Source organism: Vibrio xiamenensis (assembly GCF_900100015.1).
Classification (GTDB): Bacteria; Pseudomonadota; Gammaproteobacteria; order Enterobacterales; family Vibrionaceae; genus Vibrio; species Vibrio xiamenensis.
Genome location: NZ_FNDD01000003.1, coordinates 119,875 through 136,574 on the forward strand (window position 1 = coordinate 119,875; position 16,700 = coordinate 136,574).

Annotated in this window: 11 protein-coding genes; 4 read left to right on the forward strand and 7 right to left on the reverse strand. The window is 44.7% G+C overall.

Translation table 11 applies throughout. The annotated features are described in order from the left end of the window. Positions 1-41: 41 nt before the first annotated feature. Both malQ and BLS03_RS03750 read right to left on the reverse strand, forming a co-directional pair. Entirely contained in the window at positions 42-2,222 is a 2,181-nt protein-coding gene (gene malQ, locus BLS03_RS03745) for a 4-alpha-glucanotransferase (protein WP_093269883.1), read from the reverse strand. A gap of 102 nt (positions 2,223-2,324) precedes the next feature. Beyond that, positions 2,325-4,778 (reverse strand): glycogen/starch/alpha-glucan phosphorylase, encoded by a 2,454-nt coding sequence (locus tag BLS03_RS03750; protein WP_093269886.1) that lies wholly within the window; start codon positions 4,776-4,778, stop codon positions 2,325-2,327. A gap of 520 nt (positions 4,779-5,298) precedes the next feature. Between BLS03_RS03750 and malT the strand changes: the two genes are divergently transcribed. Next, complete coding sequence (gene malT, locus BLS03_RS03755; protein WP_093269889.1) at positions 5,299-8,007, forward strand: HTH-type transcriptional regulator MalT; 2,709 nt, start codon at positions 5,299-5,301, stop codon at positions 8,005-8,007. Between the two features lie 71 nt (positions 8,008-8,078). Here malT and BLS03_RS03760 read toward each other — a convergent pair whose 3' ends face one another. Continuing rightward, the gene (locus BLS03_RS03760) at positions 8,079-8,435 is read right to left on the reverse strand and encodes a YibL family ribosome-associated protein (RefSeq protein ID WP_093269892.1); all 357 of its coding nucleotides are present in this window, start codon (positions 8,433-8,435) and stop codon (positions 8,079-8,081) included. A 154-nt stretch (positions 8,436-8,589) separates the two neighbouring features. On the opposite strand from BLS03_RS03760, the gene BLS03_RS03765 reads away from it, so the two are divergent. Further along, positions 8,590-8,976, forward strand: coding sequence for a thiol-disulfide oxidoreductase DCC family protein (locus BLS03_RS03765; RefSeq protein WP_093269894.1), 387 nt, complete (start codon positions 8,590-8,592; stop codon positions 8,974-8,976). Positions 8,977-9,199: 223 nt separating this feature from the next. Here BLS03_RS03765 and BLS03_RS03770 read toward each other — a convergent pair whose 3' ends face one another. From BLS03_RS03770 to BLS03_RS03785, 4 genes are all read right to left on the reverse strand, one after another. Next, positions 9,200-9,916 carry a YebC/PmpR family DNA-binding transcriptional regulator gene (locus BLS03_RS03770; RefSeq protein ID WP_093269897.1) on the reverse strand — a complete coding sequence of 239 codons (717 nt, stop codon included), beginning with the start codon at positions 9,914-9,916 and terminating at the stop codon, positions 9,200-9,202. 79 nt (positions 9,917-9,995) lie between these two features. Next, positions 9,996-10,205: a DUF3283 family protein gene (locus BLS03_RS03775; protein WP_093269900.1), complete on the reverse strand. Its 210-nt coding sequence runs from the start codon at positions 10,203-10,205 to the stop codon at positions 9,996-9,998. Positions 10,206-10,368: 163 nt separating this feature from the next. Beyond that, complete coding sequence (locus tag BLS03_RS03780) at positions 10,369-10,569, reverse strand: hypothetical protein (protein ID WP_093270307.1); 201 nt, start codon at positions 10,567-10,569, stop codon at positions 10,369-10,371. 619 nt (positions 10,570-11,188) lie between these two features. Further along, on the reverse strand, positions 11,189-13,159 hold the full coding sequence (locus BLS03_RS03785; protein WP_093269901.1) for a replication initiator protein RctB domain-containing protein: 1,971 nt from the start codon (positions 13,157-13,159) through the stop codon (positions 11,189-11,191). Between the two features lie 1,255 nt (positions 13,160-14,414). Between BLS03_RS03785 and BLS03_RS03790 the strand changes: the two genes are divergently transcribed. Together BLS03_RS03790 and BLS03_RS03795 are read left to right on the forward strand one after the other, a co-directional pair. Then, positions 14,415-15,632, forward strand: a complete 1,218-nt coding sequence (locus BLS03_RS03790; RefSeq protein ID WP_093269903.1) for a ParA family protein — start codon at positions 14,415-14,417, stop codon at positions 15,630-15,632. Positions 15,633-15,639: 7 nt separating this feature from the next. Continuing rightward, complete coding sequence (locus BLS03_RS03795) at positions 15,640-16,611, forward strand: ParB/RepB/Spo0J family partition protein (RefSeq protein WP_093269906.1); 972 nt, start codon at positions 15,640-15,642, stop codon at positions 16,609-16,611. Positions 16,612-16,700 lie beyond the last annotated feature (89 nt).

The following is a 16,700-nucleotide window of genomic DNA, read 5'->3' on the forward strand; positions in this document are numbered from 1 at the left end:
TAGAGTGACCAACGCCCGACTTTTTACACTATATCATACGGTTATTTACTGGCAGTAGCGCGTACTTTGGTTAATTGTGCCGCGATTTGGTTAACGCTTTCAGTGGCAAACACCTCGTCTAAGTTCATCGACAGTTTACGACGCCAGTTTGGATACTCATCCACAGTACCTGGAATATTGACCGGCTTGTCCATTTCCAACCAATCTTCCAATTGCACACTCAGCAGTGCAGACGAACCAGCAGCAACGTGCAGTTGCAATGCCTGAGCCAAATGGGTATCCATAGGTACGAATTGTGCGTCGCGCCCAACCCCTTCAGGTAAGAAGCCGTGCCAAGCGACTGAATCCAATATTCCCTGTTTTGCTTTAAGGCGGTCAGCAAACAAACCTTGTAACTGCTCTTGGTTTGGATACAAGCCAAGTTCCGCGCCCATTTTTAAATCATCACAATGCCAGAAACCACGTAGCGTCGGCATGTCATGAGTACATAGCGCAGACATGGATTGCTGTGCATAATGAGCTGGCGATAAAAATCCGCCATCTTCTTTAGAGGTTTCAAAGAAAAACACTTTGTATGAATGTACGCCCGCATCACGCAGAATTTCGACAATTTCATCAGGCACTGTGCCCAAATCTTCACCAATGACGCTACATTGATGGCGGTGCGATTCAAGTGCCAAGATCGCCAGCATATCCTCAACCGGATAATAGATGTACGCCCCTTTGGTTGCGTTCTCACCCTTAGGTATCCACCACAGGCGCAATAGCCCAAGTACATGGTCGATACGCAATGAACCACAATGCTTCATATTGGCGCGTAGCAGCTTAATGTACGCATCGTATCCCGTTGCTTGCAGGGTTTGCGGATTAAGCGGCGGCAAACCCCAGTTTTGGCCCAATGGTCCAAGGATATCTGGTGGCGCGCCAATGCTGGCATCTAAGATCAAATTGCCGTCATCGGCCCAAGTTTCCGAACCTGAATCGGCGACACCAACGGCTAAATCACGGTAAAGACCAACCGCCATACCCTTTTCTTCCGCGAGTGCTTGCGCTTCGTTAATCTGGCTGTCTGCCACCCACTGCAGATACATATACAGATGAACCAAGTCTTGATTGGTCTGAATAAATTTCTGCACACCGCTGTTTTCAAAACGGCGATATTCTTCAGGAAATACTGGCCCCCCCCACATATTGCTGTCTTGAGCATGCAACGTGGCATGAATCGCATCAAACGCCGCTTGGTGCAGTAAGCTATCTCCGCCTTGTTCAACAAACGCCAAGAACGCTTGAGCGCGGTCAGTATTTTTATCTAAGTGGCGTGTTTTGAACTCGTTAAACAGCAGCGGTAACACGCTCATTTTAAGGTCTGCCACTTCGGTATAATTGACCCAATGCGCATCACGCGCTTTTTGAAGGCGCTGCTGGAATTCGGCGCTGCCGACTTTTTGCTGAGCTTTCGCACTTAAGGCAAACTCTGGCACTGAACTAACATCAATGTATAAGATGTTGAGCCAACGGCGCGATGACGGGCTATACGGGCTCGCCCCCTCAGGGTTGGCTGGGAATAAAGAATGAATTGGGTTAAGACCCACAAAGTCCCCACCACGCGATGCGATATCTGCAACCAGTTGTTTAAGATCGCCAAAATCGCCAATCCCCCAGTTATGTTGAGTTCTTAACGTGTACAGCTGAACACTTGGGCCCCACATTTTCTTATTCGCCAGCATTGCTGGTTGTTTGTAGCACTGCTCAGGCGTAATGATAAGCATCATTTCGTAAGGCGATTTACGACGTTTACGCAGTACGCTTAACTTGTGGTAACCCCATTCCAGATCCTTGGGTAGTGCAAAAGTCAGTGGGCCGCCATTATCACGCTCATCCGTAACGATTTGCGACTGTAAATAGCCTTCAAGAATTTGCCCCTGCTCAGTTTCAAGGCGCCAGCTAAACTCGCTCTCACGAGCACTGCTGCCCAAATTCAATTCAACGTGTACAGGCTGGCCTTCACGCAATACCAAAACTGGCTCAAGGACATCTTTTCTGTGCTTTTTCTCTGCAGATTTCAATAGCGCGTCGTCACTACTGGTATCGTACCCCAAAGACGCCAAAAGACGACGAATCGTCTCATCTTCAACTCTCGCTTCGTCGCCCCAGGCGCTGACGTAGCGATCGGCAATTCGTGCCATTTCAGCGACTTGTTTTAATGCATTTTGTTGTTTCATCGCTCTCTCCGAAGGACTGCTCACACCTTCAAAAATTAGTAGGGTTGTGTGATCAAAAAGAATCAAGCCAAGGCTCGCTGGCCTTGGCTATTGTGAACTGACTTAACGTTTGACCGCTTCCAGTTTCCAAATGTTATTAACGTAATCTCGAATACTACGGTCGGAGCTAAATTTGCCCACTAACGCGGTATTGAGGATGGCTTTCTTCGCCCAACCGGCTTGGTCTCGATATTGCTTGTCCATCGCTTCGTGCGCAGCAACATAAGAAGCAAAATCAGCCAACACTAGGTATGGGTCACCACCATCAAGTAAGCTATCGTAAGTGGCACGTAATGCACCTGGCTCACCCGGAGTAAATTCATCGCCTAGTAGAAGATCCATCGACGCTTTTAGCAGAGGGTCTGCATTGTAGTAGTCGTATGGGTTATAGCCATTGGCTTTCAGCGCTTCTACACCGTCCACTTCAAGACCAAAGATGTAAATGTTGTCATCGCCAACTTCTTCACGAATTTCAACGTTAGCACCATCCATCGTACCGATCGTCAGCGCGCCATTTAGCGCCATCTTCATATTACCGGTACCCGATGCTTCCTTACCTGCAGTTGAGATTTGCTCAGATACATCAGCGGCTGGAATGATGATTTCCGCCATGCTGACGCGGTAGTCAGGAATAAACACCACTTTAAGCTTATTGCCGATACGCGGATCGTTATTCACTTTCTCGGCGATCTTATTAATCGCGTAAATGATCTCTTTCGCTAGGTGATAACCCGGCGCCGCTTTCGCACCGAAGAAAACCACGCGAGGCGCCATATCAAAAGTAGGATCGCTCACCAAGCGGTAGTACAGAGACAGGATGTGCAGCATATTGAGGTGCTGACGCTTGTACTCATGCAGACGCTTGATTTGCACATCAAAGATAGCGTTGGTATCTAGCTCGATACCCATGTTGTCTTTGACCCAAGTCGCTAAACGCGCTTTGTTGTGTTTCTTGACTGCCATAAAGTCCTTTTGGAACTTAGCGTCATCAGCAAAATTAGCAATCGCTTCAAGTTGGTCGAGATCCGCCGGCCATTGGTCACCAATTTTGTCAGTGATCAACGCAGACAGTGCTGGGTTACAGAACTTCAACCAACGACGAGGCGTGATACCGTTGGTCACGTTTTGCAGACGATTTGGGTAAAGCTCGTTAAATTCAGGGAACAGATCACGTTTGACCAATTCTGAGTGCAGCGCCGCCACACCGTTCACGGCGTAAGAGCCAACCACACATAGGTTCGCCATGCGCACCATGCGGTGGAAACCTTCTTCGATGATGGAAAGCTTTTGCTGCTTGGCAACATCACCCGGCCATTTCGCGCGAACTTCTTTTAAGAAGCGGTGGTTGATTTCGTAAATGATTTCCATATGGCGTGGCAATAGGCGCTGAATCAAAGATTCGCTCCACGTTTCCAACGCTTCTGGTAGCAAGGTGTGGTTGGTGTAAGCAAAAGTTTGCGAGCTTATTGCCCACGCATCTTCCCAAGACAGACCTTTTTCGTCGATCAAAATACGCATCAGTTCAGGAATAGCGATGGTCGGATGGGTATCGTTAAGCTGAATGGTTTCGTATTTTGGTAGTGACGCCAGAGTGTGTCCAGCCAGTTCATGGCGACGTAGAATATCGCGCACAGAAGCGGCACTGTGGAAATACTGCTGCATTAAACGCAGTGTTTTGCCTTTTTCATGGTTATCGTTTGGATACAACACTTTAGTGATGTTGCCAGAATCGATCAGCGCGTGCTGCGCTTCAAAATAGTTACCGTTGTTGAAGCTTTCCAGCGAGAAAGGCGCGATCGCTTGGCATTCCCATAAACGTAGCGGGTAAACTGTATCACTTTCGTAGCCTACGATTGGCATGTCCCAAGGCATCGCTTTTACTTGCATACCTGGAACCCAGCGGCGACGCTCTTTACCTTGATCCTCGTAAATTTCAACGTGGCCATAGAAGCCGATCTCTTGCGCCAATTCAGGGCGAGCAACTTCCCAAGGGTAACCTTCCACACCACACCATGCATCTGGCGCTTCTTGTTGACGACCGTGGTCAAAGGATTGTTTGAACAAACCGTATTCGTAGTGCAAACCATAACCTACGGTTGGAAATTCTTGAGCAGCTAGAGAATCCATGAAACACGCAGCTAAGCGACCAAGACCACCGTTACCAAGCGACGGATCGCGTTCTTCTTCCAATAGGTCCGTCAAGCTCTGGCCTAGCTCTGCCATCGCTTCGGTAATTTGCTCATAAAGGCCCATACTGATCAGGTTATTGCCCGTCAGACGACCAATAAGGAACTCAAGAGATAAGTAGTTCACGCTTTTAGCGTGAGTGATTTTCTCATCTTGCTCAGTTTCTAATAAGTCTAGCGTGGTCAGTTCAGCCAGCGCTCGGCCCATTGCCAAATACCATGCACGAGGCGTCGCATGTTCAACCGTCGTCGCGTACGTTGCCGATAAATGCTTTTTCACATTGGCTTGGAAGGCATTTTTATCGAAATCTTTTTGCTGCGTAGGTTTCATAACAGAAATCTCACTGATTGGTTTAATTCATCTGAGTCATATCGTGCACCTACAATACAAGTGAAACATCCTCCTATCTTAAGGGTGGATTAGGAGGAGGAGTCAGGGCGTAGACTACGGATCGCTCAAAGCTCAGTGATCGAACTCTCAAACAGTGCGCTTGGACGCATCATCGCGGTGAGAGAGATCACACCACTAACAAAATAAACTTAGTTGCCGCACAGATAACGGCGATGAGTATCTCTACTACCAAATCGCCAATATGTATTCCATGTCACACTGGAGCGCATTGGTTTTCATAATTTACAGGGGTTATTGTGCAAATGTAGGTTTTAATCTCAGTTACGCGACCCACCAAAGGTGACAAAAATCACAAATATGGGGCGTAGCTGGTTTATAAATGTGAATCAGGTGAAAATCGAGTTGTTGATCAATAACGGTAGAGGATGACTTACAGTACCATCGGCCCCTAGATACTCGATTTTAATAAATAACACGTTATAGGGACTGATTTAATAAGATGTGGATTCCCTCGAAACTCACCCGTCCAGGCCGATTACATAATGCCATCGTGCGTCCCAGAGTACTTGACCTACTCCTTCAAGCGCCTTGCTATAAATTGGTGCTGTTCCGCTCTCCTGCCGGCTACGGAAAAACCACCATGGCAGCGCAATGGTTGGCGGATAAACCCAATGTCGGTTGGTACAATATTGACGAGAGTGACAACGATTCGTTTCGTTTTATCAACTATTTACTGCAGGCGCTCAACAAGGCGACCCATTTTTCTATGCCCAATTCCCTGAAATTGGCAGAGAAGCGTCAATTTTCCAGTTTTCACAGCCTATTTGGAGAAGTGTTTGCAGAAATGGCGGATTTTCATCAAGAAGCCTATTTAGTGCTTGATGATTACCACTTGATCTCAGATGACGATATTCATGAAGCGATGCGCTTTTTTATCAAGCACATGCCGGATAATCTCACTTTGGTAGTCACCAGTCGCACAGCCCCGCCACTTGGCACCGCGAACTTGCGAGTCCGCGATTTGATGATCGAAATCGGTAATGATTTACTGGCGTTTGATACCGAAGAGACCACCCGCTTTTTCAATCAACGCGTCGCCGATGGTATTGATGACACCACCGCAGATAACTTACGTAACTACGTCGAAGGCTGGCCGTCGGCATTGCAGCTCATTGCGCTGCAAGCTCAGCATCAGCGTCGAACGCTCGCCCAATCGGCTGAGTCGATGTCGCAATTCAATCACGCCCATTTGTGGGACTATCTGGTTGAAGAAGTATTTGACCTTTTAGATCAAGAAACACGCGTATTTTTAATGCAATGTTCCGTGTTGGATCATTTCAACGATGCACTGGTGACGGCGCTGACTGAACGTGACGACGCACTGAGTATGATCGAATCACTCAATCGTTATGGCCTCTTCATTCACCCTCTTGAGGGAGAGCAAAACTGGTACCGCTTCCATAATTTGTTCGCCGAATTTCTCACCCATGAACGTCAAGCCAGAATGCCACAAAAAGAGCACGAGCTGCACGAAACCGCGGCCAAAGCCTGGCTATCTCAGTCGGTTCCTCATCAGGCTCTGCGCCACGCCAAGATGTCTAACAATAGCCAATTGACCGCCATCATTTTGCTCGAACACGGCTGGACCATGTTCAATAGCGGTGAATTACAGAGTTTAGAAAAAGCCATTGCCCTGCTAAGCGCCGAGCAGCTGTATAGCCAACCTAAATTGTGCATGCTGCAAGCATGGCTCGCTCAAAGCCAACATAGGTACAATGATGTTGGAGACATGCTAACTAAAATCGACGCTGAAATGGCCGCGCTTAATGTGGTGTTATCGACTCAGGAGCAAGGTGAATTTAACGCACTGCGCGCGCAAGTGGCCATCAACCAAAATGAACCGGAAAAAGCCTTGGAGCTTGCTGAACTGGCACTGAGTCAGTTAGATAATACCGTCTATCGCGGCCGTATCGTGGCAACATCCGTGGTCGGCGAAGTCAATCACGTGCTTGGCCATTTAAGCCGAGCACTGCCGATGATGCAGCAAACAGAAAAGTTAGCGCGTCAATATCAGGTTTATCATCAAGCGCTTTGGGCCATGCTTCAACAGAGCGAAATTCTTATTGCTCAAGGGTATGTTCAAGCCGCTTATGAAGTGCAAGACAGCGCGTTTAAGCTAATTGAAGAACACCAGCTCCACCAAGTCCCTCTGCATGAATTTTTGCTGCGCATTCGAGCGCAAATTCTGTGGTGCTGGAACCGTTTGGATGAAGCAGAGGAATGCGCTTATAAAGGGTTAGCCGTACTTGGCAACCATTCAGGCAGCAAAAACTTGCACAGCTATTCGATGTTAGCTCGAATTGCCGTCGGCCGCGGGGAGCTAGATAAAGCCGCCAAGTTTATCGACCAAATTGTACATTTGCTCAAACAATCAACCTACCACGTTGACTGGACGGCCAATGCCTCATTGTCGCTGATTCTATTTTGGCAGGCACGTGGCGATCTCGATGCAATGCGCCATTGGCTAGAAAGTGCCAATCGACCTAAAAAAGCGTGTAACCATTTTACTCAATTGCAGTGGCGTAATATCGCTCGAGCTCAAATCAACCTTGGTCAACTCGATGAAGCCCAAGCGACACTCGACTTCATTCAAACTCAAGCGCGTAAAAAGCAGTTGGTTACTGACATCAACCGTAACTTAATCGTTCTGAGTGTGTTAGCAGCAACCAAAAAAGATGATGAGGCAGCTCGTTTGTATCTAAAAGAAGCCCTTGAGATGACCAGCCAAACAGGCATCATGGGCAACTTCCTTATCGACGGAGCCAAAATCAGCCATGTCCTGGAGAAACTCGGCCATAAGTCTGAACTTGGCGATCTTGAACGTCACCGAGCTCAACAGCTGACCAAAGCCATTTCTACCACTCAGCGCAGCCGCTCGATTCACTTTGATGAAGAGTTCGTGGAAAAACTGATTAATCACCCGAACATTCCTGAACTGGTGCGTACCAGCCCACTCACTCAGCGTGAATGGCAAGTACTTGGCCTTATCTATTCCGGTTTTAGCAACGAGCAAATTGCTCAGGAATTGGATGTCGCGGGTACAACGATAAAGACCCATATCCGTAACTTGTATCAGAAGTTGAATATTGCGAATCGCAAAGAAGCCATTCACACCGCAGAAAACCTGTTGCAGTTGATGGGCTATTAAATCCAGACACTGCGTTTTGGTTTAAACAAAAAAGGGGCAACCAATGTTGCCCCTTTTCTATCACGTCAAATTTAAAACGGTTTTGGCGCAAAGCCGGTCATGGCGTCCAAGCGCAATTCCTTACCGATCTTAGTGGTAGGATGAACAATCACTAAGCCTTTTACTGACTTTTTCAATTTGCCTAAATCCGCTTGCTCGGCTTTGGTGATTTCCCGAGAAAATGGCATATCCTGCAAGCTCTTGCGCTCTTTATTTAGATCATAGCTCTGCTTGTGCTTGAGTTGGTTCGCCTTTTTAGTCAAGTTTTCAATTTCGTCGGTGAACTTTGAGATCATCTCCTGATCACCACGAGACTTGGCTGCATTTAATTTGTGGCGACAGGTATCCAAACGGTTATTTAACTGCTGGATGTCATTTTTTAAACTCATGATCGGAAATCTCATTTAATAAATAAGCTGATATTCTAACACACAGGTCGAAAAAGCTCGCCTGTTCACAGCGATTTAATCTGTCGTTGATCATCTTATTGGCGCACACGTAATATGTTTCACATATGATGAGCAACACTGCTTTGGAGTCGATATGCATCGCTTAACGCTATTTTATGATGGCCAATGCCCTTTGTGCGTAAAAGAAATGACACGCCTGCGTCATGCAGACAATGAACATTGTTTGGCACTCATAAACATTCATTCACCGGCTTGTAGCGCGTATCCAGAGATTAATAAGCAGCGAGCAGCGCAGATACTGCATGGCATCACTGAAGATGGAAAACTGCTGCTGGGTTTAGATGCAACTTGTCAGGCTTGGAAGGTTGTCGGTCGAGGGCGTTGGATTGGCCTATCGCGCTGGCCCATCATTCGCCCTATCACAGACAGGTTCTATTTACTGTTTGCACGTCACCGCTACACATTATCAAAATGGTTAACCGGTAAGTCACGCTGCGATAATGACCGCTGTAATAAGTAACGCTTGGGTTTATTTACAGTGTAAATGAACACTTTTCATCCACAGTGAAACGTCATGCTTGGCGTAAACTGCGTAAAACGGCCTCTAGGCGATTTTAAGCATGAATGCGGCGAATCCAAATTAGCTAGTCGTATTTGTCGATAAAACACAGTACTGACGCTTACAGACAGCAAAAAGCCGAGTATAACGACTCGGCTTTCTAATACTAAGAAATCGCTAGCAATTACAGCTCGGCGTTATGATAAACCTGCTGAACATCGTCACAATCGTCTAGAAGATCTAGGAACTTCTGGAACTTCTCAGCATCTTCGCCCGCAACTGGTGTATGAGTTTGAGGTACGAAGGTGATCTCTTCTACGTCGATCGTTAGATCTGGGAATGCGTTGTTAAGCGCAGTCTTAGTCTTAAAGAACTCAGTGTGAGGCGCAAATACAGTGATGACGCCATCCTCAAGTTCGACGTCAGTTACGTCAACATCATCCATCATTAGCGTTTCAAGAATGACTTCATCGTCATCGCCTTTGAACTGGAATACCGCTTGGTGATCGAACATGTGAGAAACAGAACCTTCAACACCGATTTTGGCACCAGTTTTAACGAAACATTGGCGCACATCCTGGAACGTACGGTTACCGTTATCTGTTAGGCAGTCAACGATAACGCTTGTACCGCCAGGACCAAAACCTTCGTAGCGCGCAGGTTGGTAGTCTTCACCGCCGCCGCCATTTGCTTTATCAATGGCTTTATCGATAACGTGCGCTGGCACCTGATCTTTTTTCGCTTTTGCGATCAGATGTTTAAGTGACAAGTTCATGTCTGGGTCACTACCGCCATTTTTCGCGCACATGTAAATTTCTTTACCGTATTTGGAATAAACTTTAATTTTTGCGCCTGCAGTTTTTGCCATAGAGGCCTTGCGCACTTCAAAACTTCTTCCCATCGGGATGTCTCTCTATTCAATTTAACGCGGGGATTTTAGCAAAAAGTGAGTTGTTTTCAATTTCCTTGCTGAATGAGGTTTAACTGACACCCATCACACGCTTGTACTTGTCAATTGACTGCACAAAACATTCACGTTCACTTTCATCAATCAACTTACTTAACTGAGCGTCGATAACCTCAGGACCCGCTTTTGCCTGCTTCAACTTCCATACAAGGAAAGATGCTTGTTTATCCAGCTCGATACGATTCTTTTCGTCGGCTGGCAAAAGAGATAGGTTAATCGACATTGCTTGTTCCACTCACCAATTCAAAGTGTGGCAATATAGCACAATCTCTGCGAGTAGTGAGCGATATCATTTATCAGACTCTTGAAGTTGAGAGGTGCTCACAAAACAAAAAGGGTGGCATTCTCGCCACCCTTTTCACATTAATAGAGAGTTGTAGCCAGGCCTAATGCAATAAACCGAGCTCTTTTGCTTCTTCAATGGTTAAACCACTCTCACGAATTTCCCGAAGTGTTTCAATGCGACGGCGAGCTTCCGCTGATTTCATATTCTTCAGCGGCTTCTCTTGCATAGCGTCATCTTCCGTGAGATCCCACTTGGTTGAAAAGCCTGTGATTTGGTCATGGTCAATAGAATTAATGGACATAATACCCTCCGAAAAAACCATGTCTGGGACGCCTAATCTGTAGCAAAGCGCCTACCCCTTGTTAAGAGATTTTATTTCAGAGTGTGATTTCTATAATAGATCGTAAATTTGGTGGGGTTTTCGATAAAATTAGCTTTGCATAGCGAAAAAACTCGCAGTACATTTAAAAAATTGTCCCTACGGAAAGTAAGTGGATCCAACTCTCATTTTCTACCCGTTAAAACCTGCCTCAACGCCTTAATTTCTCCAGCGCGCCTTCGCAAACTGATTTTATTTCTTTCTCAAATGAGTCTATTGATTCAACGAAATGCGCTCTGTTTACCACTGAGGCTACTTAATACGGAACGATGATCAAGGAATGAAACGGTGAAATTTAGACAAAAAAAAGCGAGCTCTCTGCAGAACTCGCCAACAATTCAAAGTGATGTAACAATATGAGCCAATCTATCAGGGATAATCTAATCCCGAATTCATCAGAAAGGACAAAAGGTTGTCTATTCGTGATTAAGCATAGTGGCTATCGTGCCTTATAATGTCAGTCCAGTGTCAGCGTAATGTAGTAGATTTGTTCATTCACACGTTGAGATCACATATCAACTTTTTAACCCGCTTGGCGAACTCAGATTGCAACTTCGTCTAACACTCGAAATACCGATTCATCGATGTGGCCTTCCAAGACTTGCTTGCAGACTTTACGTCGCACCGCCAAACCAGAAATTAAACGTTCGATTGAAAGATGCTTATTGTTATCTTGCGCATTATACAACTCGATCACTTGACTGAGTGTTTCATAAGGAATGATCTCACTACCGACTTTGAGCCAGTCAAGCTTGTCTATGAGCTCCTGACACTCTTCTCGAATAGATCCATGTGAGTGCCCTGTCATTGCTGCTAAAGCCGTTATACTGCGTTCTAGAGCCTCTGAGGAGGTATATTTAGATAAGGTAATAGTAATTTCATCAGCATTGATCTCGACAAGATGCTTACGCTGTTTAACACGACGCCCCAATTTGCCCCGTGGGGTGGAAGGTTTACGCTGAATTGGTTCAAATTCACCATCAATAATCTGAGATAATTCATCCAGTTGCTGACGAGAGACCATTTCGTTACGCAAAGGGTTCGGTAACGTCGGTGCCATGTTACGTTTCCCTGCATTGGTAGTACGTGCACGCGAGTAACGTAGTACTTCTTCCGCATCGCATTTGATATCAAATTGGTAATCTTGGATCTTATCATTCTCGATCATTGCGGTGATCGTTAAGTGATACCCCCACAAGTTCACTACGAAAAATTGATCATTTCCTTTGCCATCCGACAAACGCTTCAATTCGCGGATCAAATCCATCGAGAAACGGCGCCATTCAATATTGCGAGCCAATTTCTGATTTAATTCAGTCAGTAACATCACATCGGTGTGGCGACGGGACATACGCGTTCTGAAATAGGAATAGAGCTGAAATACCAAGGTATGCTGTTTCAGAATCTCTGGCGGGAACAGGAAAAAGTAATCGCGAGTGATCAATTCTTCGTAAAACGATGGTTCCCAAACCAAGATGTACAGATTTGGTTTGATGCGAATTTCGCCGTCAGCCCCTTCTACCGGAGCCTCTTCCGACGCGGTAATTGTGCGAGCAATAAAACGGAAGCGATCACTTTTAAACCCTTCCGGCATGTTTTCGCTCAGCCAACGTCCTGTCAACTCGTGCAATTGGAAATCGGTAAATTCGATTCGATCAATGCTGTCACGAATAGAATCACGCGCAGGTCCACTGTCTTTTTTGCCACGCAGTGACAAGATGTCAGTGATGTAGAGTGGTGTTTTGTTCGGAATATGCATGCCATCAAGATGATATTGATCCTGATGATGTTCATGATATTGAACCGTAAGCGTGAACAGCGCAAACAACGTCATCAGATCATCTACCGTCATGATGTTTTTAGATGATCGCGTTTCAATCACCGCACGAGTGCCAGAAATGGACACCATTGTTTTCTGATAACTTTTTCTTGTGCGAGGTGGCGCTAACGCTTGATCAATGATCCCGGCCCAATTGGTTGGTGAAACTACGAATTGGTCCGCTTCATCTTTCATCGCTGGTGGCGTGTTTAAACCGTGTTCGTTGAGTAAACGTTTATTGACTTGAGTCTGAGCAAGCGCTTTGGAACGTTTTTGCTTTTCGCTTTGTTTGACTGACTCTGTAACCAAACTTGTCGAGCCTAGAACCGAAATTAACTGGCTGGGATTCACAAAGCGATGCAGCATCGTTTTACCTGCCAATCCTTCTTCAAAACGGACTGACTCTTGTACAAACAATCCGATATTAACCGCAGCTCTCAAACGTTGTTGGATCGCAGCACGGGTTAATTGACCATCTGTTGCTTCAATCAGTTCTGTCGTCGATACAAAACCATCTTTGCTGCTAAAACCGCGTAGCGAAATCAAATTAAGGAGTTCGACAATACTTTTCGTTACTCCCTTAAAGTGTTGATATTGCTCGATCCAATCAATGGCCGTTTCAGTGACTTCAAACAAGTGGCCGTCTTTGTGGCTTCTTGGCGCTTTAATTAGTATTTTTTGTTCAGAGCTCATTAATTATGATCCATATCACGCTAGCCGTAATTTCGCTATAGTTCCAAGAGAATAAAGAAAAAAAGATCATAAATAAAGAAAAAATTGTGTCTTTTAAATAACTGATCTTTTTGATTTATCTGATCTTAATTGATTATATGATCTATTGATCCGAGCGTAACTTTCCTTGTAAGTGGTTGTTTTAAAGTTACTATTTTTTTTATGCTTGGAAAGCATGATCATAGTGAGATCGAAAGCATGATCATTAACTTATTGAAAGCATGATCAAATTTTATCAAAAGCATGATCAACGTGATTTAGAATCAATGATCATCAATCGCTCGAAAACATGATCATCGTATCGACACAGGTTATCCACAGACGGCATGATTGCTGTTTACTTTGCTATCGAATTTTATCGACGATGTTGGATTGATTTCGACGGAACGATGATCAAGTGATAACCAATTTTGGATGTTTTTTAGTCATTACCGTATTGAATTGTAAATTGAAATACACGCTGTGTTTGTTAGGTCTCATCGCTTGTGGACAATATATGCTGAAAGCATGATCAAGCAGTCGTCATGTTTCCGTCTATTTACAGTACTGCTTTTCGATTCCACGCCAATAATCGCTCAAATTTAACTGAATTATAGAGTCCATCTACATTCAACCGTAAATTGGCGCCAAATATTCATGCTTCCGAGAGCGTTAATCACTTGATCATTGATCCGAATAAAGATCATTTTATGCTGATCCGATAAACAGCCAATTAAATTTCCTCCTGTCCTTGATCATGTTTCCCTATCCTGAATATTCTCCGGAACAATGATCAAGTCATCCGCCTTGATCATTGTTTCGTAAATCTTTGCGATAAGTTCTATTGCGACGTTAAAAATTTAAATTGCTGGCTACGGTTGTACTTTTTTGGCCAGGTTTTGATTTTAGGTTGTTCCAAGTTTCATTGTCCGTAATTTAGCCGGATAGAATAATCGTTCCGGAAAAATAATTGGCTATTTTACTTTACATTGTAAATAAGTGATGACGTAACATTTTAAATGTGATGAAGTTGGCGAGGGATTTACAGGTAAAATTTACGCGCGTTTTTGTTAAGCTCTCTGACATATAATTTACTTTTAGTGATTAAGTACATTATTTGGTCAAAATAATTCTCTTTAATGTGATTTTTGTCGTTTTGTGAATGTTCACCTTTTGGTTGTTTTTAGTATTGATTGCTGTACAATTGTTTTCAACTTACTAATAACGGAAATTGGCAATGACAAGAGAACAGACCATTGAACATCTCAATCGCCTCGCTGAGCAAACTGCTCAAGTACAAGCTGACCGTATTGAGATCGTATTGGAAGAGCGTCGTGATGAGCATTTTCCAGCAATGTCTAAGGCATTAATGGAAACCCGTTCAGGATTAACTCGTCGTAAGTTGGACGATGCGATTTCTAAGATGGAACAAGAAGGCCATCAGTTTACGAAAAACAATGCCAACCATTACTCAATTACCTTGTCTGAAGCACATATGCTTATGGACGCAGCCGGTATTCCTAAGTTTCATGAGCGTAAAAAAAACCAAGATAACCAACCTTGGGTTATAAACGTTCAAAACCAAAAAGGTGGAACGGGTAAATCGATGACTGCTGTGCATTTGGCGGCTTGTTTAGCGCTCAATTTAGACAAGCGTTATCGTATTTGTCTGATTGACTTGGATCCACAAGGTTCACTGCGTTTATTCCTTAACCCGCAAATTAGCCTGACCGATCATGACAATATTTATTCAGCGGTTGATATCATGCTTGATAACGTCCCTGAAGGTGTCGAAGTTGATAACCAGTTTTTACACAAAAATGTGTTGTTACCGACTCAATATCCGAACTTAAAAACCGTATCGGCCTTCCCAGAAGATGCGATGTTTAATGCCGAAGCTTGGCAGTATCTGTCGCAGAATCAATCTCTTGATATTGTTAAACTCTTGAAAGAGAAATTGATTGATATAATTGCCGATGATTTCGATGTCATCATGATCGACACCGGTCCGCACGTCGATCCCTTGGTGTGGAATGCCATGTATGCATCAAACGCATTATTAATACCATGCGCAGCGAAACGACTGGATTGGGCATCAACCGTCAACTTTTTCCAGCATCTACCAACCGTATATGAAATGTTCCCAGATGATTGGAAAGGGCTTGAGTTTGCTCGCCTTCTTCCGACCATGTTCGAAGACGATAACAAGAAGCAGGTTTCGGTGCTGACTGAGATGAATTATTTGTTAGGTGACCAGGTTATGATGGCAACCATTCCACGTAGCCGAGCTTTTGAAACTTGTGCAGACACCTACAGCACAGTATTTGATTTGACTATCAGCGATTTTGAAGGTGGTAAGAAAACCTTAGCGACCGCTCAAGATGCGGTTCAGAAGAGTGCGTTAGAGTTAGAGCGCGTGCTGCATAGTCATTGGGCATCACTGAATCAAGGGTAAATGAGAAATGGCCATTAAAACGTCAGATTTAAATGCAAAATTGTTTGGTAAGGCTGATAAACGTCGTGCCACCACACCTCAAGAGGCGCAAAAAGCAGCAAAAGAACAGGCTCAAATTATTGAACTTGCGGTTGCAGGTGAAGAGTTGGTTGCTTTTGAGTTGATGCGGATTCCGGCAAATCAAGTTGAAAAAGAAACCGTGGTATTTGCGGAAAATGCGCGTGAGCAGTCTTTCCTCAATGAACACGCGTTATCGGATGTGTTGTCTACGTTGAAAGAGCGTGGTCAGCAATATCCAGCCGTTGGGCGTCGCCGCGCTGACGGCAAAATCGAAGTACTCGATGGTAGTCGTCGCCGCATGTCTTGTATTTTGGCAAACAAAGAATTTTTGGTTTATGTCGCGGAAAACATCAATGCAGAACATGCCAAATTTCTTTCTGATGTCGCGAACGCTCATAAGCCTCTTTCGCTCTACGAGAAAGGGAAAGAGATGCAGTCAAAACTCGACAGCGGAGAAGCTGAAGATCAAAAAGCGTTAGCCAAAATGTTCCAATGCAGCGAAGCATTAGTAAGTGGTGCGTTAAAAGCGGCGGCTTTGCCTTTAGAGTTATTGCAAGCATATCCGAATGTCGCAGATTTAGGGCGCCCAACGATTGTAAAACTGCACAAACAGTTCAGTGAATTGGATACCAGCAAACAAGCGAAATTGATCGAAAAATGCCATGATCAAGGTCGTTTGGTATGGCAGCGCAGTGAAGCTCAAGGTGTGGCGCGAATTACCAAAGACGTATCTGAAACGCTAGAGGAATGGATCGAAGAACTCGCACCTCGTAAACGTTCTGCAGTTAATAAAATTGACTTGGTAAAAGGACGCGTGAGTTACACACGTAAAGGCAATAATCTAGCGCTGAATATGAAGAAAATTGACGATAAGACAATGAAAGAAATCCTTCAATTCGTTGAGAGTAAGCTTCAATAGAATTTCTTCTAATCGTTAAGGCCGCTAATCAGCGGCCTTTTTTATGCTTGCAGTACGAATGTTAAATCGAGCAAGTGTTGTTATAATCG

Bases quoted from the DNA above. Each gene is read 5' to 3' on its own strand.
- BLS03_RS03750 (WP_093269886.1), bottom strand. From the start codon at position 4,778: ATGAAACCTACGCAGCAAAAAGATTTCGATAAAAATGCCTTCCAAGCC.
- BLS03_RS03785 (WP_093269901.1), bottom strand. From the start codon at position 13,159: ATGAGCTCTGAACAAAAAATACTAATTAAAGCGCCAAGAAGCCACAAA.
- BLS03_RS03795 (WP_093269906.1), top strand. From the start codon at position 15,640: ATGGCCATTAAAACGTCAGATTTAAATGCAAAATTGTTTGGTAAGGCT.
- BLS03_RS03780 (WP_093270307.1), bottom strand. From the start codon at position 10,569: ATGTCCATTAATTCTATTGACCATGACCAAATCACAGGCTTTTCAACC.
- malQ (WP_093269883.1), bottom strand. From the start codon at position 2,222: ATGAAACAACAAAATGCATTAAAACAAGTCGCTGAAATGGCACGAATT.
- malT (WP_093269889.1), top strand. From the start codon at position 5,299: ATGTGGATTCCCTCGAAACTCACCCGTCCAGGCCGATTACATAATGCC.
- BLS03_RS03765 (WP_093269894.1), top strand. From the start codon at position 8,590: ATGCATCGCTTAACGCTATTTTATGATGGCCAATGCCCTTTGTGCGTA.
- BLS03_RS03775 (WP_093269900.1), bottom strand. From the start codon at position 10,205: ATGTCGATTAACCTATCTCTTTTGCCAGCCGACGAAAAGAATCGTATC.
- BLS03_RS03790 (WP_093269903.1), top strand. From the start codon at position 14,415: ATGACAAGAGAACAGACCATTGAACATCTCAATCGCCTCGCTGAGCAA.
- BLS03_RS03770 (WP_093269897.1), bottom strand. From the start codon at position 9,916: ATGGGAAGAAGTTTTGAAGTGCGCAAGGCCTCTATGGCAAAAACTGCA.
- BLS03_RS03760 (WP_093269892.1), bottom strand. From the start codon at position 8,435: ATGAGTTTAAAAAATGACATCCAGCAGTTAAATAACCGTTTGGATACC.